The organism is Janthinobacterium sp. GW823-FHT01H08 (assembly GCF_058797855.1).
This window is the reverse complement of sequence record NZ_CM179504.1, coordinates 4,392,371-4,412,474: the sequence shown is the minus strand read 5'-3', so window position 1 is coordinate 4,412,474 and position 20,104 is coordinate 4,392,371. Positions and strand designations below refer to the sequence as shown.

Sequence of the window (20,104 nt, the reverse complement as noted above, 5' to 3'; positions counted from 1 at the left end):
CTCAGGCCATTGCCTGCCGTTTGACCTGCGCGGCGCGGCTGCTCTTCTCCCAGCGGAACAGCCACATGATGATCAGCTTGGTCGTGGCGCTGACGCTGGCGAGCAGCAGCAATGGCCAGCCCGTCGACAGGCCCATGACGCAGGCGAAGAAGATGGTGCTGACATCCATCGCCAGGATGAACTGGCTCATCTTTAACGACACGGCGCCCGTCCTGCCAGAGCGCCAGATCAGGCGGATCTGATGCGCATAGCCCTGCGCCAGCAGCACGGTGACGGCGACGATCAGGCTTTGCGAGATCACGCGCTTTTCATCGGTGAAGGTGGGGCCGAAGGCCAGCGCCGTCACGCCCGCGCACAGCAGCAGCGCGCAGGCCAGCAGCGCATGGCGCGATGCCCGGCTGCGGCGGTCACGCTCGATTTCATGCAGGATGGCCAGCGCGATCAGCGAGGCGACCAAACGGGGCCAGACGATGTAGTGGTTGAACGGCGTGATCGAATAGCCGTAGACGAAGAACGCGCAATACGCGAGGAAGCTGACGGTGAACTGGTTGATCGACAGGATGTCCGTTGTCTTGCCCGCGCCGATACCGGCATCGCGCTTGCGCCGCCAGATTTTTTGCAGCTGCGACCACAGACCGTACAGGCTGACGATAATGAACAGGGAATTGAGGCTGCCGGCGAGGGCGTAGAGGGAAGGGGCTTGCAAAGGTGTCTCCGGAAATCGGCAAGGCCGCACTGCGGTGACAGGATGCCTTGTCTATACATTTTATTTTTGCAATATGCTCTCATGAAATAAATTAGCAGGCAAGCAATGATGTGCGGCCAGTGCCTGTTGTTCGGCTGTACTTGCTCGGACGCACCTCTTCCTGCGCTTGCCCGTATAATCGGGGCATGACTTTCTTATCACACCATGCCCGCTCCGTGCTGGCCAGCATTGGCAAAATGGCCGTTTCCCTGATTATCCTGTTGACTGCACTGTGGGGTGCGCTGGCGCTGTGGTACCAGCTGTCCGGCGGCACGGCGGCGCAAGCCATCGGCGCCTTGCTGTGGGCCGCGCTGGGCGTGGCCAGCATCGCGCTGTGGTGGACGCGCGGCGACGCGCGCGTGCTGTTGCCGTATGCGGCCGGTTTCATCCTGCTGCTCGTGTGGTGGAGCCTGATCGCGCCGAAACAGCAGCGCGTGTGGGCCGACGACGTGGCGCGCAATGTCACGGGCACGCTCAAGGGCAATCTCGTCACGCTGGACAATGTGCGCAATTTCGACTGGCGCAGCGATGACGATTACACGGTCAAGTGGGAGCAGCGCAGTTACGACCTCGACGAGCTGCGCACGGTGGATACGGCGCTGTCGTACTGGACGGGGCCGTACATCGCGCATACGCTGATCTCGTTCGGCTTCGCCGACGGGCGCTTTCTGACGTTTTCCATCGAGATCCGCAAGGAAAAGGGCGAGAGCTTTTCCGCCATCGGCGGCTTTTTCAAGCATTTTGAAATGAGCCTGATCGCCGCCGACGAGCGCGACATCCTGCGCGTGCGCACGAATGCGCGCGGCGAGGACATGCATCTGTACCGCGTGATGATGCCGAAAGCGGCCATGCGCTCGCTGTTCCTCGCCTACCTGGACGAGGCGCAGGCGCTGAAGAACCAGCCTCGCTTCTACAACACCCTGACGGCCAACTGCACCACCATCGTCTTCGAGATGGTGCGCCGCATCGTGCCGGGCCTGCCGCTCGACTACCGGCTGATGGCCTCGGGCTACCTCGACCGCTATCTGTTCGACGTCAAGGGCCTGGTACCTGGCCAGACCTTCCAGCAGCTGCGTATTGGCGGCCACATCACGGCGCGCGCGCGGGCCGCCAACGACGATGCGGACTTTTCGCATACGATCCGGCGCGGCATGCCGGGCTACGATGACGCGGGCCATCCGACGCTGCAAATGCCCAAGCAGTAGCCGCCTGCCTTATACTGTCGCTATTCCGACCGGCCGCACATTGCGGCCGGTCTCACTTTACGAATAAAGAAGGCCCGCTATGCCATTTTCCTCCCTGGGTCTGATTCCCGCCCTGGTCCGCGCCGTCGACAAGGCCGGCTATGCCGCGCCGACGGCCATCCAGGCGGCCGCCATTCCCGCCATCCTGCGCGGCAGCGACGTGCTGGGCGCGGCCCAGACGGGTTCCGGCAAGACGGCCGCCTACGCGCTGCCGCTGCTGCAGGCGCTGATGGCGCCCGCTTCCGGCCCGCGCCAGGTGCGCGCGCTGATCCTCGTGCCCACGCGCGAGCTGGCCGCGCAGGTGGGGCAGACGGTGCACGCGCTGGCCAAGCCGCTGCCCGTGAAACTGAAGATTTCCGTGCTGTTCGGCGGCGTGTCGATCAATCCGCAGATGATGGACTTGCGCGGCGGCGCCGATATCGTCGTCGCCACGCCGGGCCGCTTGCTGGACCTGGTGCGCCAGAACGCCGTGAAGCTGGGCGGCGTGTCGCTGTGCGTGCTCGATGAAGCCGACCGCCTGCTGGACATGGGTTTCAGCGACGAGATCAACGCCATCCTGGCTCTGCTGCCCAAACAGCGGCAAAACCTGTTCTTTTCCGCCACCTTCCCCGACAGCGTGCAGGCGCTGGCCGACAGCCTGCTCAAGGAGCCCGTGCGCATCGAGGTGGCGTCCGAACCGCAGGACAAGCCCGATATCGTGCAGCGGGCCATCACGGTCGACATGCCGCGCCGCACGCAGCTGCTGCGCTACCTGATCCTGCAGCAGCAGTGGGAGCGCGTGCTGGTGTTCGTCGCCACCAAGTACGCAGCCGAACACGTGGCCGACAAGCTGCAGCGCGCGGGCCTGCACGTGGGCGCATTCCACGGCGAATTCAGCCAGGGCACGCGCAGCCAGCTGCTGGCCGACTTCAAGGCGTGCCGGCTGCAGGTGCTGGTAGCCACCGACGTGGCCGCGCGCGGCATCGACATCGCCGGCCTGCCAGCCGTCGTCAACTACGACTTGCCCCGTTCGGCCGTCGACTACACGCACCGCATCGGCCGCACGGGCCGCGCCGGCGAAAGCGGCACGGCCATCAGTTTCGTGACGGCCGACACGGAAGCGCATTTCCGCCTGATCGAAAACCGCAACGACTTGCGCATCGTGCGCGAAGTGGTGGCCGGTTTCGAGCCGACGGAACTGCCTGCGCCCGTGCATCCCGTCACCGATGCGGTGAACGGCGGCGTGAAGGGCGCGCGCAAGAGCAAGAAGGACAAATTGCGCGAAGCGGCTGCCATGGCGGCGAAGGCGGCCGGGGACAATTAAATTGGCCTTATGTGCGCTGGCCGCTTGAACGGCCAGCCATCCCGCTTTAAGATTGTGTTTCTATAAAGCAAGGGGACGGCAATGCACATGATATACACCATACGCGCGGGCGTGCTGGCGGGCGCGCTGGCGCTGGCCGGTTGCGCCGGCCTGGGCGGCAAAACTGACAGCACCGGCATGCAGATGCCGGGCAAGACGCCGGCCGATGCCGCCGTGGCCGCCACCTGGTACAACCCGCCCAGCGAATTTCCCGGCATTTGCCTGACCCAGTTCAAGGATGGCAGCCTGCGTTTCGACGGCGGCTTCGCCTTTTTCAACCCGGGCCGCTGGACGTATGACGCGGCCACGTCCGAACTAAGTCTGGCATTGGCGCCGACGCCGTCTCTGGAACTGTCGCACGCGCAAACGGTGCTGCACAAGAATCTGCTGAGGGTCGATGCGGCCAGGAACACGCTGGTGTACGCCGTGAAGGCCGACACGCAAGCCATCGGCCTGGGCGGCTTTGTGTTCTACCGCAACACGCCTTGTCCGGCGCGGCGCGGATAAGTGCAGGATAAGTGCAATGAAGGAATATTTAGTCGTATAATTTCAACGCAAGCTGGCTGCCGCGCAAGACTCGCAAGACTGTCTCGCGCGGCAGATTCCCCTCCAGGCAAGCTCCGATATCGCCATGGCGATGAGAGGATGGTCCGATGGATGTGCACGACGAGCATGGCATGCCGGGTATGGCGGCGCTGGCGGCGGACGCCGGGCAGCAGCCTGCGGCGGCGCCGCGCACCTTGCTGCTGGTCGATGACGAGCCCAATATCCTCGCTTCCCTCAAGCGCCTGCTGCGGCGCGATGGCTACCATATCATTACGGCCAACAGCGGCCAGGAAGGGCTGGACGTGCTGGCCAGCCATGCCGTCGACGTGATCGTGTCGGACCAGCGCATGCCGGGCATGCTGGGCGCCGACTTCCTGCGCAAGGCCAAGCTGCTGTGTCCGCAAACCATCCGCATCATGCTGTCCGGTTATACCGAGTTGCAGGCCGTCACGGACGCCGTCAACGAGGGCGCCATCTTCAAGTTTCTCACCAAGCCCTGGGAAGACCATCAACTGCGCGAGCATATCGCCGAAGCCTTTCGCCTGAAGGGCATCGACGACGACAATGTGCGCCTCAATGCGCAGCTGCGCGACGCCAACCAGGCGCTGGCGGCGGCCAATGCCGCCATGCAGGCGCTGGTGCGCCAGCAGCAGCATCAGATCAGCCGCGACGAGGTCAGCCTCGGCATCGCGCGCGAATTGCTGCAATTTCTGCCGCTGCCCGTGATCGGCCTCGATGAGGACGGCATGATCGCCTTCATCAACGCGGCGGCGGCCAACCTGTTCGAACGGGGCGCGGCCCTGCTGGGCAACGAGGCGGCGATCGTCTTGCCGCAATTGTTTGACGGGCAGGGCGCGCCTTGCCTGGCAGCCATCGATGGCCAGCCGTATACCGTGGCGGTCCATCCGATGGGCCTCCATTCGCGCTCGCGCGGCAGCCTGGTCACCCTGAGTCGTCATGGAGCGGATACATGAGTGAAAGCGGACGCGAAATTTCCATGGAGCAGGCGCAGGAAGGCATGGTGCTGGCGCAGGCCTTGAACGACGCCAGCGGCGCCGTGCTGCTGGCCCAGGGCGCCACCCTGACGGCGGCGAACCTGGCGGCTTTGCGCCGGCGCAATGTGGAACGCTGCCACGTCGTCATGGATGAGGCGCCCGACCCCGCCGCGCAGGCGCACGCCGAGCAGGAACGCTTGCGCCGCCTGGAACGGCTGGCCGTGCTGTTCCGCGCCACGCCGCCCGATTCCGCCGGGGCCGAGCTGCTGACGCTGGTGCAGCGCTACCGGCAAGGGGGCGCGGCATGACACGGCTCAGCTTTGAACATATCATCCGCCAGATACAGGAACTGCCTTCGCTGCCGGTGGTGGTGCTGGAACTGCTGTCGAGCATGGATCAGGACGACACGGACGTGCACGTGCTGGCGCAAAAGATCGAGCTGGACCAGGGCCTGGCGGCGAAGACCTTGCGCATCGCCAATTCCTCGTTCTACGGCATGCAATCGAAGGTCACCAGCATTCCGCAAGCCGTGTCCGTGCTGGGCTTTCACAGCATCCGCACCGTCGTCACGGCGTGCGCCCTGACGGGCAGCTTCGCGCCGGTGAGCGGCGGCTTCGATTTCCAGGCATTCTGGCGCCATTCGCTGGCCACGGCCATCGCCGCGCGCCTGCTGGCGCCGCACTTGCGCGTCAATCCCGAAACGGCGTTCACGGCCGGCTTGCTGCACGACCTGGGTACCCTGGTGCTGGTGACGCGCTTCCCGGCCGAGTACGCGCTCGTGCGCAGCTACCGCCAGGCGCACGACTGCCAGATGGCCGAGGCGGAACGGGCCGTCATCGGCATCGATCACGCGCAGGTGGGCCGCGCCCTGGCCGCCTACTGGAAGTTTCCCGAGGCAATACAGCAGGCGGTGGCCGACCACCACGCCATCGACCGGCTGGAAGCGGGCGGCTTGCCGCTGGCCGTGCACATGGCCAATGCCGTCGCCCTGGCGCTCGATCTGGCCGGGGTCGACGATGCGCTGGTGCCGCCGCTGTCGCCGGCGGGCTGGCGCAGCATCGCGCTGGACGAGCAGGCCTGGCTGGCGCTGCTGGCGCAAACGGAACACACCTTCGATGAAATGTCGCGGATCATGCTGGCATGAACAGGATAGAGGCCATGGAAACAGATGCAGGACAGGCGCTGCCCGCCATGCCGGAACGCCGCCAGGGCGACACCATCGCGCTGTCGGCATTTTTCGACGGCCATCCCGTGGCCACTTTCGCCATCGATACGAACCACGTGGTGACGCACTGGAACAGCGCCTGCGAACAGTTGCTGGGCTTTACGGCCGCCGAAATGGTCGGCACGCGCGACCACTGGAAGGCGTTTTATCCGCAGCCGCGCGCCTGCCTGGCCGACCTGCTGGTGGCCGACGATATCGCGCTCGGCGAAAATGACCTTTACCTTGGCAAGCTGAAGCGTTCTCCCGTGATCCCCGGCGCCTTCGAGGCCGAGGATTTCTTTGCCGATATCGGGCCCGACGGCCACTGGCTGCATTTCACGGCGGCGCCCCTGCGCGACCGCCAGGGACGCCTGGTGGGCGCCATCGAAACCCTGCGCGACGTGAGCGAGCGGCGCCTGGCGGAACTGGCGCTGCGCAAGGCGCACGACAATCTGGAACACCTGGTGGCCAAGCGCACGGCCCAGCTGGCGGAAATGAACGAACGCCTGGCCGACGATATCCGCCAGCGCCAGATCGCCGATCTGGAACTGCGCGAGCGCAACCTGGCCCTGACGGAATTGAACAGCAAGCTGTCGCTGGCCCAGCAAAAGCTGCTGCAGTCGGAAAAACTGGCGTCGATCGGCCAGCTGGCCGCCGGCGTGGCGCACGAGATCAACAATCCCATCGGCTATGTGTTTTCCAATGTCGGCACCCTGGAAGGTTATCTGGATGACCTGTTCAGCATGCTCGACGCCTACGAGGACGCCGAGCCGGCCGTCGCCGACCCCGTGGTGGCGGCGCGCCTGCGCGCGCTGCGCGAACAGATCGACCTCGACTTCCTGCGCACCGACATTCCCATGCTGATGGGCGAGTCGAAGGAAGGCATTGCGCGCGTGCGCCGCATCGTGCAGGACCTGAAGGATTTTTCGCGCACGGATGCGCACCAGGAGTGGGTCTGGGCCGACCTGCGCCAGGGCATCGATACCACGCTCAACATCGTGAACAACGAGGTCAAGTACAAGGCCGACGTGGTGCGCGAATATGGCGACATTCCCGATATCGAATGCCAGCCTTCCGAGCTGAACCAGGTGATCATGAACCTCGTCGTCAACGCGGCCCACGCCATGGGCGAGGCGCGCGGACGCATCACCCTGCGCACGGGCAGCGACAACGCCACGGAAGTGTGGATCGAGGTCGAGGACACGGGCGGCGGCATCGCGCCCGAACACCTGTCGCGCATCTTCGATCCGTTCTTTACCACCAAGGCCGTCGGCAAGGGCACGGGACTGGGCCTGTCGCTGGCCTACACGACGGTGCAGAAACACCATGGCCGCATCGACGTGCGCAGCATCATCGGCCGCGGCACCACCTTCCGCATCACCTTGCCCGTGCGCCAGGCGCAGCCCGTCACACCATGAACGAACAGGACAGCATGAGCACGAGCACGAGCACTAGTACCAGCGCCAGCGCCAGCGCCAGCACTGCGGCCGCGCCGCCCACCATCCTGTGCGTCGACGACGAACCGAATATCCTGTCGTCGCTGCGGCGGCTGTTCCGCCCGCACGGCTACCGCGTGCTGACGGCCGACGGCGGCGCGGCCGGCCTGGCCCTGCTCGAGAGCGAGACGGTGGACCTGGTCATTTCCGACATGCGCATGCCGCACATGGACGGCGCGCAGTTCCTGGCCCAGGTGCGCCAGCGCTGGCCCGGCACCATCCGCCTGCTGCTGACCGGCTATGCCGATATCCAGTCCATCCTCGACGCCATCAACCAGGGTGAAATCTACCGCTACGTGACCAAGCCGTGGGACGAGAACGATATCGTGCTGGTGGTGCGCCACGCGCTGGAACGGCGCGCGCTGGAGCAGGAAAAACGGCGCCTGGAAGCGCTGACAGCCAGCCAGAACGTGGAGCTGCAGGCGCTCAACGCCAGCCTGGAAGCGAAGGTGGCCACGCGCACGCAGCAGCTGAAGCAGTCCCACGACGAGGTGCAGGCGGCCAACGAGCGCCTGAAAGCCACGTTCGTGACGACGATCAAGGTGTTTTCCAACCTGATCGAAATGCGCGGCGGCAAGCTGGCCGGCCATGCGCGGCGGGTGGCCGAGCTGTCGCGCAAGCTGGCGCAGGCGCTGGGCCTGGAAGGGCAGGAGGCGCGCGACGTGTTCATCGCGGCCCTGCTCAAGGACATCGGCAAGCTCAGCCTCAGCGACGACGTGCTGGAACTGCCGGCCAGCGCCTGGACGGGCGAGCAGCTGGCCGCCTTCCGCAAGCATCCGCTGCGCGCCGAACAGCTGCTGATGGCGCTCGACGAGCTGCGCGCCGTCTCCGTGATCCTGCGCTCGCAGCTCGAACGTTTCGACGGCGGCGGCTTTCCCGATGGCCTGGTGGGCCTGGCCATTCCCATGGGCGCGCGCATCCTGGCGCTGGCCTCGGACTACGACGGCTTGCAGATCGGCGCCATGGTGCAGCGCAGCCTGCGCGCCGACGAAGCGCGCACCCTGATCTACGACAGCATCGGCAAGCGCTACGACCCGGCCGTGGTGGCCGCTTTCCGCAGCATCATGGAGGAGACGGAGCCGCCGGCGCGCGACCTGACCGTGCTGTCGGGCCAGCTGGAACCGGGCATGGTGCTGTCGCGCGACCTGATCAGCCGCGACGGCCTGATGCTGCTGGCGGCCGAACACGTGCTGACGGCCCGCGTGATCGCCCAGCTGCTCGATTTCGAAGGCAAGAATGGCGGGCGCCTCAGCATCCGCGTGTATGCGCCAGTGAAGGACGCCTAGGCGTTCGCGGCGGCGGTGGGCGGCTGCAGCGGCAGGTGCACGGTAAAGCGCGTGCCCTGACCCACTTCCGAGGCCACCTCGATGCGTCCGCCGTGCTTGTTGACGATGCCGTACGAGAGCGACAGGCCCAGACCCGTGCCACTGCCCACGGCCTTGGTGGTGAAGAACGGCTCGAAGATGCGGTTCAGGTGCTCGGGCGCGATGCCGGCGCCCGTGTCGCCGATTTCCACCCACACCCAGTCGCCCGCGTGGCCCGTGCGGATGCTGATCACGCCGTCGCTGCTGATGGCCTGGCCCGCGTTGACGAGCAGGTTCATGAAGACCTGGTTCAGCTGCGAGGCCAGGCACAGGATCGGCGGCAGCTCGCCATAGTGCTTCTCGATGCGCGCCTTGTATTTCAACTCGTTGGCGACGATATTGAGGGTGCTGTCCAGGCCCGCATGCAGGCTGGCCACCTGCCAGTCCGTCTCGCCCACGTGGGAAAAATCCTTCAGCGCCTGCACGATGTCGCGCACGCGTTTCAAGCCATCCATCGATTCGCGCACCAGATCGACCATGTCGTCCTGCAGGAAGGCCAGGTCGGCCTGCGCGCGCACCTCGGCCACGCGCGCGGCCAGGGCCGGGCCGTCCGGCGTTTCGCGCATCGCCGCTTCGTATTGCCCGATCACGCCGAACAGGGTGCCGACATAGCCTTGCAGGGAACTCATGTTGGAATTGACGAAGCCGATCGGGTTATTGATTTCGTGCGCGATGCCGGCCGCCAGCTGGCCGATGGACGCCATCTTTTCCGATTGCAGCAGCTGGTCGTGCGCTTCCTGTAACTTGCTGATCAGTAGTTGCTGCTCTTCGCCGCGCGCCTGCAGCATCGCTTCCATGCCCTTGCGTTCCGTGATATCCGTCAGCGAGCCGATCACCTCGAACGGCACGCCGTGCTCGTCGCGCACGAGGCGCAGGCTGTCGTGCATCCACAGATAGCTGCCGTCGCGCACGCGGAAACGGTATTCATACGCGCGGGCGCCTTCGACAAAGATCTGCGCCAGGCTGGAAAAGATGCCGGGCGCATCGTCGGGGTGGATGTGGTCGAACCAGAAATTGGGATCGGCGACCATGTCCTCGGGCTGGTAGCCCAGCACGTTCAAGGCATTGTTGCTGACAAAAGTCATCTTGAAGTCGCCGCTGGGCACGGTGCAATAGATGATGGAGGGTGTATTGTCGAGCAGGTATTGCAGGCGCACGGCTGTAGCCGCCGGTGCTTCATCGCCAGGCGCCGCCCCGGCATGCCGGCCGGTATCGGGAGTGGAAAGGTCGAAATCCTCGAACTGCATCGTCACACCTCGCTGCCTGCACGGCATAGCTGTCATCCTGGCTGAATTATGCCTGATTCCGTCTGCCTTGGGCCGCCATCGGCGCGCTCAGGGGGCCAGCGGCTGCTCGACGACCGCCATGCGCCGCGCGATGCGCTGCGCCGCTTGCGTGTCGCCCGCCTGTTCGGCGCGCAGGCGCTGCACGCCCAGCCAGGCCAGCAGCGGACGGCGCCAGCCCTGGTCCGAGGCAGTGGCGACGGCCGTGTCGAGCAGCGCCGGCGTGGCACGGCCCGAGCGCAGCAGCACGCCGGCCGCCACCAGCCGCGACAGCGGGTCATCGATGGCCGCCACGGCGCTGGCGGCGGCCGTGTCGGATGCGGCGCCTGCTGCCGCCCGCTGCGCTTCCGGCAGCAGGGCGACATCGGCCCCTTGCGCCTTGCCGGCCAGCCAGGCCGCATACGCGCGGTCGGCGTCGTTCGCGTCCGCTTGCAGCGCATCGAAGCCCGTGCAGTCCTCGAAGGCCAGGCTGGCCACGCGCGCGGCGCAGCGCAGCAGTTCGATGCGCGCCACCAGTTCGAGCTTGCCCGTGCCCGCCACCTGGCTGCGGGCGCGGCGGAATTCCGTCTGTTCGACGAGGGCGTTGCCGCCCAGGTAGGCCGCTTGAAACCGTTCGACGGAACTTTGCGCATTCATTTTCCAGTCGGGCACGGGCGGGCCGCTGGAGCAGGCGGCGAGCAAGGTGGACAGCAGGGCGGCGAGAGCGGGGCGGGACATTTTCATGGCAGTTTGATCTCCGGATTGCGCTTGAACGGCCATTTGCGGTTGATTTCATTGACCAGCTGTTCGACCTTGCGCAGATTGCTTTCCACATCGGCGCGCAGCGGGCCCAGGTCGGCCGTGGCCGCCCTGGCGTTGGCGCCCACGGCTTGCGCCTCGACCAGCACGGCGTCGACTTTTTTCAGGCTGGCGCGGGTGTCGGCCAGCAGCGCGTTCAGCTGCACGATGGTCGCTTGCGCATCCGTCATCACGCCCTTGTCGCCAAACACGCGCGTATCGGCATTGGCGACCAGACCATCCGTGCGGCGCGCCAGCTGGTCGGCCGTAACGAGCAGGGCGTTGGCCCGCTCGACCAGCAGGCGCGACTGCTTGTCGTCGCCCGTCAGCAAGCCCATGGCGCCGCCCGGGCCGCTCAGCTTGCCCGTCACGGCCTGCACATTGCGCAAGGTGCCGTCGAGCGCGGAATCGCTGCCCGTCAGGGTCGCCACATTGTTCAGCAAATCCTTGGCGGCGGCCAGCAGACGGGGGATTTCCGCCGCCATGTCGCCCACCAGCAAGTCGCGCGTGGCGTCGTCGGGCAGCGGCGGGTCCGTCAGGATGCCGCTGTAGGCGCGCAGCTTGGCGCCGCCCACGATGCCCCGCTCCAAGGTGAAGATGGAGCTGCTGCGCAGCCAGTGCGCGTCCTTGCGCGGCACGTCGACGATGACGCGCGCGCGGCCGTCCGGCGCCAGCTCGATGCGCTGCACGCGGCCGATGGGAAAGCCGGAAAAGGTCAGGTCGGCGCCCACGCCCACGCCGTCCGAGTCATCGGCCGTCAGCACCAGGGTTTGCGTGGCTTCGAAGGCGCCGCGCGCATACATCAGGTAGACGACGGAGCCGACCACCAGCACGAACATGAAGATGAGCAGGATGGCCGCCTTCAGTTCGGCGTGGCGCACGGGCGGCGGGGCGGGCAGGACACTATCTTGCGCGAGACCGGCGGGCGCCGTGACGTCGACCTGGTCGGGATTTTGCGGTTGGCTCATGGCTTCTGGCTCTCGTATGGGTGGTTCGGGATCGCTGGCGGTGGCGGGCGGGGCATCAGTAGTAATTGCCCATCAGCGAAGCCACTTCGATCAGCAGGATGACGGAAAACAGGCGCAGCATTTCGGACAGGCCGTGCGCGGCCCACAGGCGGTTGCGCCGGCCGTGCGGGTCTTCCGGATAGTACGAGGAGGCCAGCGGGATCAGGGCCACGGCAAAGCTGAAGAAGATCACCTTGAGCATCAGGATCAGGGCCACGGCCGGATTGAAGATCTGCCCCACCACGCGCGTGTAGCCTTGCAGCGCCCACGGCGTAAAGCCATAGATCGTCAGGTAGGCGAGGATCAGCGAGGTGACGCAGCTGACGATGGCCAGCATCCACACGGCGAAGATGCCGGACATGACGCGTGGAAAGTATTCGCGGCGCAGCAGGTCGACGCCCTGGCGCTGCATGGTATCGAGCATGCCGGACGAGCGCATTTGCGCGAAAGCAATGCCGTCGGGCAGGGTCAGGCGCAGGGCCACGAACAGGGCGGCCGTCAGCGGTATCAATTCCAGCACCAGCACGCGCACCACCATTTCCAGCGCATAGCGCGACAGGCCGTAGCTTTGCGCGCTGACGACGACGATGCGGATCAGCACCAGGCTGACGAGCGCGCAGGCCACGCTGAACCACACGAGATTGGGCGCCGTGTTCGTCACCAGGCGGTGCGCGAGGATGGGGCGGTTGTCGCGGTTATAGCTCGATGGCGACAGGGCCAGCGAAAACACGAGGATGGCGAAATGCAGCATGCGCCACCAGCTGACCAGCCAGGCCATGGTGGCCCGGTGCAGGCGGCGCAGGCTGATGATGAGGGAGACGGATAGGGTCATCATGGCATCTTAACATCTGCCCGCCCGCCGGGCACGTCAGGCGTGCGCGCTGAAGTAGGTCGTAATAAATTATTGTGATTTCTGACTTCCATAACCGGCGCTCTGCGGCGTTACCCGCTGCTAGCAGTGCCTGCACTGCGTCGCAACGGGCGCCTTGCAGCGCATCCGGTTCTGTTCGTCATAACTTCACAATAATTTCCCACGACCTACTTACTCAAACAGGGCGAAGCCGGCCATGACGACCATCAGCACGGCGATGTATTGCATCGGAATCCAGAACAGGGTGTGGCGCTGGCGCAGGATCACGCGCTCCTGCGTGGCCGGGTCGATCAATTCGCGTCCGGGCGCGCTGTTCAGGCGTACGCCCGCATACCAGCTGGCGGCAGCTGCCAGCAGGAAGGCCAGGGCCAGGGTCCATGTGTGGCTCTTTGTATAGGCCTCGCCCAGGGTGGCGCCAAACAGCGCTTGCGCGGCCAGTACGACGATCAAACAGATAAGGGGGCCAAGTATGCCGAAGCCTTGCCAGATAAGCATAAAAATTCTCCAGGGGGATTGAGGGATCCCGCGGCGATTGGCGGCGGCTGTGCGCGGCGGGGAGAGGAATTTTATCAGATTCGCAAGAGATAAAGTTTCTTTTGGGAATGATTTTTTTGGGGATGGACTTGCGCCTAGTGCGCCGGGCCGGCCACGCTGGCAATGATGGCGTCAGCCGCCGCCCGCACGCGGGCCGAGCGGTTCAGGTCCGCGTGCATGACCAGCCACACGTCGTAGCTTTCCGCCCGCTCGGGCCAGATGCGCACGAGCTGCGGGTCGATGTCGCCTAGATGAGTCGCCAGCTCGGCCACGCCCAGGCCCGCGCGCGTGGCTTCCTGCAGCATGGCCGCCGAGTTCACTTCCATGGCGACCCGGGCGTTGGCGACGGATTCGCCGGCGATTTTCTCTGCGTGGCGCGGCGTCACGGACTGGTGGTAGATGACGATGTCGTGGCCGGCCAGCGCCGTGCCGCGCACGGGTTCGCCCCGTTCGGCCAGATAGGTTTTCGAGGCGTACAGGCCAAGGCTGCGTTTGACCAGGTGGCGCGAGATCAGGTCCGGGTCGGTGGGGCGCACGCCGCGCACGGCCAGGTCCGCCTCGCGCCGCGTCAGGCTGGCCAGCGCGGGCGCCACGTTGAGCACGATGCGGATGTCCGGGTGGGCCGCGTGCAGCCGCTGCATGGCGCGGATGACGAAATGGCTGGCCATGGTGTCCGTGGTGGCCACGCGCACCATGCCGCTTAAACGGTTGTCGACGCCCTGCATCTCGCGCTGCAGCTTGTCGGCCGCCCGCTCCATTGCTTCGGCCGCCGTCAGCGCCAGCTCGCCGGCCGGCGTGGGCACGTAGCCCGATGGCGTGCGCAGGAACAGGGTGGCGCCCAGCGAGCTTTCCAGCGCGGCCAGGCGGCGCCCGCACGTGGCCTGGTCGATGCCCAGCAGGGCGGCCGCGCCGCGCAGGGTGCCGGCCCGCCCGATGGCGAGAAAGATGCGCGCGTTATCCCAGTCCATTGTATTTTTCTTTTTTTGTGATGCATTTTTGCATCAAGATGCCGAGTTTATGCCTGTTTACTGCATCGCGCAACGCTCGCATAATGGCCGTCCCCCCTGTTACTGCAAGGAGTCCCATGTCTGTTCCCACACCGCGCCGCGCCAACGGCTTGATCTTGCTGACCCTGGCCTTCGGCTTCGTCATGGCGATGCTCGACGTCACGGCCGTCAACGTGGCGCTGTCCGATATCGCGCTGGACTTGCATATCCCGCTGACGGGCCTGGTCTGGGTGGTCGACGGCTACACCTTGACGTTTGCCGCGCTGCTGCTGGCCGGCGGCGCGCTGGCCGACCGCTACGGGGCGAAAGCCGTGTACCAGGGCGGCCTGGGCGTCTTCCTGCTCGGCTCGGTGCTGTGCGGCGCCGCGCCCGACGGGCATTTCCTGACGGCGGCGCGCCTGCTGCAGGGGGCGGGCGCGGCCCTGTTCATGCCCAGTTCGCTGAGTTTGCTCACGCACAGTTTTGACGACGAGCGCGAACGCACGCGCATGCTCGGCACCTGGTCGGCGCTGGTGGGCGTGGCCGGTGCATCCGGCCCCTTGATCGGCGGTATCCTCGTGCACCAGTTCGGCTGGCGCAGCGTGTTCTGGGTGAACGTGCCGCTGGGCGTGCTGGCCATCGTCATGGCGCAGCTGTTGCTGGTCGCGCCGGCGCGTCAGCCGCGCGATTTGTCGCTGTTCAGCCATGCACTGGGCGTGGCGGCGCTGGCGGGCCTCAGTTTCGTGCTGATCGAAGGGCCCGTGCTGGGCTGGCTGTCGCCGGATGTCGTGGCGGCGGGGGCATTGACCTTGCTGTCGGCCTGGCAATTGCTGCGGCGCGAGCGCAGCGGCAGCCATCCGCTGTTGCCGCGCGCGCTGTTTCACAGCAGCAGTTTTGGCGCGGCCAATGGCGTGGGTTTTTTGATCAATTTCTGCGTATTCGGCCAGCTGTTTTTATTGAGCCTGTTCCTGCAGCAGTCGGGCGGCGCCGACGCCCTGCAGTCGGGCTTACGCCTGCTGCCCATGATGGCGGCCTATACGGTGGGCAATTTCATGGCGGGAAGTATTGCGGCGCGCCATGGCACGCGTAGGCCCATGCTGGCCGGCTTGCTGGTGGGCGCCGTCATGGCCTTGCTGCTGATGGGCTTGCGTCCGGGCACGCCGTATGGCTGGCTGGCGCTGGGCACGGCCGTCATGAATGTGGCCATCGGCATCGCCATTCCCGCCATGACGGCCACCGTGATGCGGGTGGCCGGCAAGCAGCATGCGAACAGCGCAGCGGCGGCCCTGAATGCCAACCGCCAGATCGGCGCCCTGGTGGGCGTGGCGCTGATCGGCAGCATCCTGCACATGTTGCCCGACTGGTCGCTGCGCTTGCCGCTGGCCTACGCGACGATTGCCGCCGCGTATGGCCTGGCGGCGGGCCTCGTGTACCGGCACGTGCATCTGCCGAAGGCCGTGGCCGCCTGAAGCGCTATTGCAGCGTTATTGCTCGCGCGTGCTGCGCCATTCCACCAGTTCTTCGATGGTGAGGATCGGCATGCCATGCAGCTCGGCGAAGCGCTCGATATCGTCGCCGCGCATCATGGTGCCGTCCGGATTCATCAGCTCGCACAGCACGGCGGCCGGATTCAGGCCCGCCATGCGCGACAGGTCGACGGAGCCTTCCGTGTGGCCACGGCGCTCGAGCACGCCGCCGGGCGCGGCGCGCAGGGGGAAGACGTGGCCGGGGCGCACCAGGTCGGCGGGCTTGGCGTCCGGCGCGATGGCGGCGCGGATGGTGGTGACCCTGTCGGCGGCCGACACGCCCGTCGTGACGCCGTCGCGCGCCTCGATGGAGACGGTAAACGGCGTGCCGTAGCGGCTGCCGTTGTCGGGCGACATGGGCGGCAATTCCAGCGCGCTGACGACATCTGTCGGCAGGCACAGGCAGACGATGCCGCTGCATTCGCGGATCAGCAAAGCCATGGTTTCGTTCGTCAATTTTTCGGCAGACAGGATCAGGTCGGCTTCGTTTTCACGGTCGAAATCGTCGAGCAGGATGACGGGGATGCCGGCGCGCATGGCGGCCAGGGCGGACTGGATGCGACCTTCCAGGTCGTTGGAAAGCAGGGTATAGCTGTTGACTAACATGGTGAAACGCTCCTCGCATAGGCGAAAAACGCTGCAGGGCAAGCGAATAGACGCAACTGGCCGCATCGCCGTGGCGATGGGACATCACACTACTGCACATCTTCTTTCATCCGGACTATACCGTCGGCTCTGGATTCACACCAGATCTGCTGACCTCACCAGGCGGTGCCTGGAAAGCGCTCGCGGGCTTGACCGTTGCCGGTCTTACCGCCGGTGGGGAATCGCACCCCGCCCCGAAGACGTATTGTTGTGCCGGTCCACATGACCGGCGGCAATACTTTAGCACAATTGCAAAAAGCTGGCAGGACACCGTTGAGTTTGTCATTCGGCAAAGTTGCCTGGGAAAAGCGGTTTTTCCTAAGCTGTTTTTAATGGCGGAAACAGAATTTCAGTGTAAGGTATGGCTACTGAATTTTACCGTTGAGAATACATGAAGCTGAGTAAATTACGCCTGATTTCGGGCGCCGTCTTGCTGGCGTGCGCCTGCATGGCCCAGGCGGAAATCCGTTTGACCGATCCCCTGCCGCTGGCGCCAGAAGTTACCGTCGGAAAACTGCCGAACGGCTTGACCTACTACATCAAGAAAAATGCCCGTCCCGCGCAGAAAGTGGAATTGCGCCTGGTGGTGAAAGCCGGCTCCATTCTGGAAGATGACGACCAGCAAGGCCTGGCGCATTTCACGGAGCACATGGCCTTCAATGGCTCCACGCATTTCAAGCGCAATGAGCTGATTTCCTATTTGCAATCGATCGGCGTGAAGTTCGGCGCCGACCTGAATGCTTACACGAGCTTCGATGAAACCGTCTACGTGTTGCCGATTCCCACGAACAAGAAGGAAAACCTGGAAAAAGGTTTTCTCGTGCTGGAAGACTGGGCGCACGGCTTGAAATTCAATCCGGCCGACATCAATAGCGAGCGCGGCATCGTGCTGGAAGAGGCGCGCCTGGGCAAGGGCGCCAGCGACCGCATGAACAAGGTGCTGTATCCGAAGCTGCTGAACGGTTCGCGCTATGCGGAACGCATGCCGATCGGCAAGGAATCCGTGTTGAAAACCTTCAAGCCGGAAGCCATCAAGCGTTTCTACAAGGATTGGTACCGTCCCGACCTGATGGCCGTGATGGTGGTCGGCGACGTGGAGCCGAAACAGGCTGAAAAGCTGATCCAGCAGCATTTCGGCAAGCTGAAAAACCCCGCGAAACCGCGTCCGCGCCTGTATGCGGAAGTACCGCAGCGCTCGCAAACGGAAGCGGTGGTGATCACGGACAAGGAAGCACCGGACGACAGCGTCTTCATCCGCTACCCGATCCGCGCCGCGCAGGAGCCCGTCACCATTGCCGACTACCGCCGCCAGATGATCGAAAACCTGTACGGGCAAATGCTCAGCGCGCGCATGCAGGAATTGACGCAGCAGGCCAACCCGCCGTTCATCCAGGGCGGCAGCAGCATGGGCAAGCTGGTGCGCGGCTATGAATCGTTCAGCGCCTATGCCTTGCTGGGCAAGGGCGGCGTGCAGCCGGCCGTCGATGCGCTGGTGCAGGAAGACGAGCGGGCGCGCCGCTTCGGTTTCAGCCAGGATGAGCTGGACCGCGCGCGCAAGGACATGTTGCGCAATTACGAGCGCGCCTACAGCGAACGCGACAAATCCGATTCGGCCGGCTTCGTGGCCGAGTATTCGCGCAACTTCCTGGAGCAGGAAGCCATTCCCGGCATCGCCAATGAATTGCTGTACGCGAAGGAACTCTTGCCGCAGGTAACCTTGCAGGAAATCAACGAAACGGTGGCCAAGGTGATTCCCGACCAGCAAAAGAAGCTGGTGGTCTTCATGGGGGCCGAACCGAAAGCGGGCGATGCGACGTCCAGCGTGCCGACGCAGCAGCAATTGCTCGACGCCGTGGCGAAGGCCGAGCAGCAGAAGGTCGAGCCGCGCACGGAAAAAGTGCTCGCCAGCAAGCTGATGGACGGTCCGCCGGCCGGCGGCAGCATCGTTTCGGAAAAGTTAAACAGTGCCATCGGCGTGACGGAACTGACCTTGGGCAATGGCGTGCGCGTGCTGCTCAAACCGACGGACTTCAAGAATGACCAGGTGCTGATGGGCTCGACGCGCTTCGGCGGCCAGTCGCTGTTTGGCGACGCCGACATCTACAACGCCCGCTACGCCAGCGCCGTGGTCGGCAGCATGGGTCTGAAGGATTTGGCGCCGCTGGACTTGCAAAAAGTATTGGCCGGCAAAACGGTCAATGTGGGCGCTTCGCTGGGCGAACTGAGCGAAGGCTTTGGCGGCTCGGCAAGCAGCGCCGATGTGGAAGCCATGTTGCAGCTCGTGTATTTGTATTTCAACGACGTGCGCAAGGACGCGGGCCTGTACCAGTCCTTCATCGGCAAGCAGCAAGACCTGGCGAAAAACAGCATGGCGCAGCCGGAAGCCGTGTTTTACGATGCCATCCAGCACGCCATGTATGGCGACAACCCCCGCGTCGATGGCGTGCCGCGTGCGGCCGATTTCGACAAGGTGGGCCTGGACCGCTCATTGGACATCTTCCGCCAGCGTTTTTCCAGCGCGCGCGGCATGACCTTCATCTTTGCGGGCAGCTTCGAGCTCGACAAGATCAAGCCGCTGATCGCCAGCTACCTGGGCACCTTGCCCGTGGGCGAGGTGGCGCACGCCTACCGCGACGTGGGCATGCGCCCGGTGACCGGGGTCGTCAAGAAGGATATCTATATGGGCAGCGAGCCCAAGAGTACGATTTCCATCACCTTCAATGGCGACGTCGCGTATTCGGACGAGCAAAAGCTGACCCTGCAGGCGCTGGGCGAGGTGCTGAACCTGAAAGTCATCGAAGTGCTGCGCGAAAAGATGAGCATGATCTATGGCGGCGGCTTTGAAACCTCGATGGGCCAGCATCCGTACGGCCATTATTCGGTGGCCTTGAACTTGCCGACGGGACCGGAAAACGTGGACAAGGTGATCGCCGCCGCCTTTGCCGAAATCAACAAGATGAAGGCGGACGGGCCATCCGTGGCCGATCTGGAAAAGGTCAAGCTGAACTGGATCACGCGCCAGCAGAAATCCCTGCGCGAAAACAACTACTGGATGAATCAGTTGATGGGTTCGGTGACGCAGGGGCGCGACCCCGCGCACATTCTGCGCTACGAGCAACGCGTGCGCGCCATCACGCCGCAAGCCGTCAAACTGGCGGCGCAGCGCTACCTGGACATGCACAATTATGTGCAGGTGGTGCTGTATCCGGAACGTAAAAATGTTGCAGCCAAGTAATCCTCGTGTTTGATCTGCATGGGCGGCAGCGTGGCGAAGCTGTTAAACTGCCGCTTATTGATGTGATATCGCAATTTAACAAGCAAGGAAATACGATGGCTAAGAAAGAAGAGCTCGATCCGGAAACCCTGGAGTTGATCAACTGGTGTATCGAGGTCGAAGGCTTCCTCGTGGCTGGCGGCGCCACCGTGGCGCAGGCGCAGGACCACATCGAAGAGCAGGTCGAGTGGTTTACCGACCAGTTCTACGACGGCTTGACGCCGGAAGAGGCGGCCAAGGAAGCCTTGGCCTGACCTTTTAAACA

19 protein-coding genes and 1 riboswitch are annotated in these 20,104 nt (G+C 64.7%); of the genes, 11 read left to right on the top strand and 8 right to left on the bottom strand.

Going from position 1 to position 20,104, the window contains the following annotated elements:
- Position 1: 1 nt before the first annotated feature.
- Positions 2-706: a hypothetical protein gene (locus AC3RCG_RS19765; protein ID WP_492403099.1), complete on the bottom strand. Its 705-nt coding sequence runs from the start codon at positions 704-706 to the stop codon at positions 2-4.
- Between the two features lie 185 nt (positions 707-891).
- On the opposite strand from AC3RCG_RS19765, the gene AC3RCG_RS19760 reads away from it, so the two are divergent.
- From AC3RCG_RS19760 to nosR, 8 genes are all read left to right on the top strand, one after another.
- Positions 892-1,950: an Lnb N-terminal periplasmic domain-containing protein gene (locus AC3RCG_RS19760; RefSeq protein ID WP_492403097.1), complete on the top strand. Its 1,059-nt coding sequence runs from the start codon at positions 892-894 to the stop codon at positions 1,948-1,950.
- A gap of 79 nt (positions 1,951-2,029) precedes the next feature.
- Positions 2,030-3,292: a DEAD/DEAH box helicase gene (locus AC3RCG_RS19755; protein WP_070300476.1), complete on the top strand. Its 1,263-nt coding sequence runs from the start codon at positions 2,030-2,032 to the stop codon at positions 3,290-3,292.
- A gap of 87 nt (positions 3,293-3,379) precedes the next feature.
- Positions 3,380-3,838: a hypothetical protein gene (locus tag AC3RCG_RS19750; RefSeq protein ID WP_070223944.1), complete on the top strand. Its 459-nt coding sequence runs from the start codon at positions 3,380-3,382 to the stop codon at positions 3,836-3,838.
- A gap of 146 nt (positions 3,839-3,984) precedes the next feature.
- Positions 3,985-4,851, top strand: a complete 867-nt coding sequence (locus AC3RCG_RS19745; RefSeq protein WP_083287572.1) for a response regulator — start codon at positions 3,985-3,987, stop codon at positions 4,849-4,851.
- Positions 4,848-5,180 carry a hypothetical protein gene (locus tag AC3RCG_RS19740; protein ID WP_492403094.1) on the top strand — a complete coding sequence of 111 codons (333 nt, stop codon included), beginning with the start codon at positions 4,848-4,850 and terminating at the stop codon, positions 5,178-5,180. The genes AC3RCG_RS19745 and AC3RCG_RS19740 overlap by 4 nt, the downstream gene beginning before the upstream one ends.
- The gene (locus tag AC3RCG_RS19735) at positions 5,177-6,016 is read left to right on the top strand and encodes an HDOD domain-containing protein (protein WP_492403092.1); all 840 of its coding nucleotides are present in this window, start codon (positions 5,177-5,179) and stop codon (positions 6,014-6,016) included. Before AC3RCG_RS19740 ends, AC3RCG_RS19735 begins: the two co-directional genes overlap by 4 nt.
- Positions 6,017-6,030: 14 nt before the next feature.
- Positions 6,031-7,494 (top strand): ATP-binding protein, encoded by a 1,464-nt coding sequence (locus tag AC3RCG_RS19730; RefSeq protein WP_409028254.1) that lies wholly within the window; start codon positions 6,031-6,033, stop codon positions 7,492-7,494.
- Positions 7,491-8,858: a response regulator c-di-GMP phosphodiesterase, NosR family gene (gene nosR / locus AC3RCG_RS19725; RefSeq protein WP_492403089.1), complete on the top strand. Its 1,368-nt coding sequence runs from the start codon at positions 7,491-7,493 to the stop codon at positions 8,856-8,858. The genes AC3RCG_RS19730 and nosR overlap by 4 nt, the downstream gene beginning before the upstream one ends.
- Here the strand turns inward: nosR and AC3RCG_RS19720 are convergent.
- The 6 genes from AC3RCG_RS19720 to AC3RCG_RS19695 form a co-directional block, all read right to left on the bottom strand.
- Entirely contained in the window at positions 8,855-10,183 is a 1,329-nt protein-coding gene (locus AC3RCG_RS19720) for an ATP-binding protein (RefSeq protein WP_492403306.1), read from the bottom strand. The two genes, nosR and AC3RCG_RS19720, sit on opposite strands and share 4 nt — an antisense overlap.
- 87 nt (positions 10,184-10,270) lie before the next feature.
- Positions 10,271-10,942, bottom strand: a complete 672-nt coding sequence (locus AC3RCG_RS19715; RefSeq protein WP_492403087.1) for a hypothetical protein — start codon at positions 10,940-10,942, stop codon at positions 10,271-10,273.
- Positions 10,939-11,964, bottom strand: coding sequence for an MlaD family protein (locus AC3RCG_RS19710; protein ID WP_121670018.1), 1,026 nt, complete (start codon positions 11,962-11,964; stop codon positions 10,939-10,941). Before AC3RCG_RS19710 ends, AC3RCG_RS19715 begins: the two co-directional genes overlap by 4 nt.
- A gap of 55 nt (positions 11,965-12,019) precedes the next feature.
- Positions 12,020-12,835 (bottom strand): MlaE family ABC transporter permease, encoded by an 816-nt coding sequence (locus AC3RCG_RS19705; RefSeq protein ID WP_070224172.1) that lies wholly within the window; start codon positions 12,833-12,835, stop codon positions 12,020-12,022.
- 210 nt (positions 12,836-13,045) lie between these two features.
- Positions 13,046-13,369, bottom strand: a complete 324-nt coding sequence (locus AC3RCG_RS19700; RefSeq protein ID WP_070223930.1) for a hypothetical protein — start codon at positions 13,367-13,369, stop codon at positions 13,046-13,048.
- A gap of 134 nt (positions 13,370-13,503) precedes the next feature.
- On the bottom strand, positions 13,504-14,376 hold the full coding sequence (locus AC3RCG_RS19695; RefSeq protein ID WP_121670017.1) for a LysR family transcriptional regulator: 873 nt from the start codon (positions 14,374-14,376) through the stop codon (positions 13,504-13,506).
- Positions 14,377-14,492: 116 nt separating this feature from the next.
- Here AC3RCG_RS19695 and AC3RCG_RS19690 point away from each other — a divergent pair, with 116 nt between their 5' ends.
- A complete protein-coding gene (locus AC3RCG_RS19690; RefSeq protein ID WP_492403084.1) occupies positions 14,493-15,863 on the top strand; it encodes an MFS transporter in 1,371 nt (456 codons plus the stop codon).
- A gap of 15 nt (positions 15,864-15,878) precedes the next feature.
- Here AC3RCG_RS19690 and ribB read toward each other — a convergent pair whose 3' ends face one another.
- A complete protein-coding gene (gene ribB / locus AC3RCG_RS19685) occupies positions 15,879-16,526 on the bottom strand; it encodes a 3,4-dihydroxy-2-butanone-4-phosphate synthase (protein WP_121670015.1) in 648 nt (215 codons plus the stop codon).
- 94 nt (positions 16,527-16,620) lie between these two features.
- A riboswitch (FMN riboswitch) is annotated at positions 16,621-16,771 on the bottom strand.
- A 185-nt stretch (positions 16,772-16,956) separates the two neighbouring features.
- Here ribB and AC3RCG_RS19680 point away from each other — a divergent pair.
- Both AC3RCG_RS19680 and AC3RCG_RS19675 read left to right on the top strand, forming a co-directional pair.
- Positions 16,957-19,800 carry a M16 family metallopeptidase gene (locus AC3RCG_RS19680; RefSeq protein WP_409028260.1) on the top strand — a complete coding sequence of 948 codons (2,844 nt, stop codon included), beginning with the start codon at positions 16,957-16,959 and terminating at the stop codon, positions 19,798-19,800.
- A 95-nt stretch (positions 19,801-19,895) separates the two neighbouring features.
- Entirely contained in the window at positions 19,896-20,093 is a 198-nt protein-coding gene (locus AC3RCG_RS19675; RefSeq protein ID WP_010399555.1) for a hypothetical protein, read from the top strand.
- Positions 20,094-20,104: the final 11 nt, after the last annotated feature.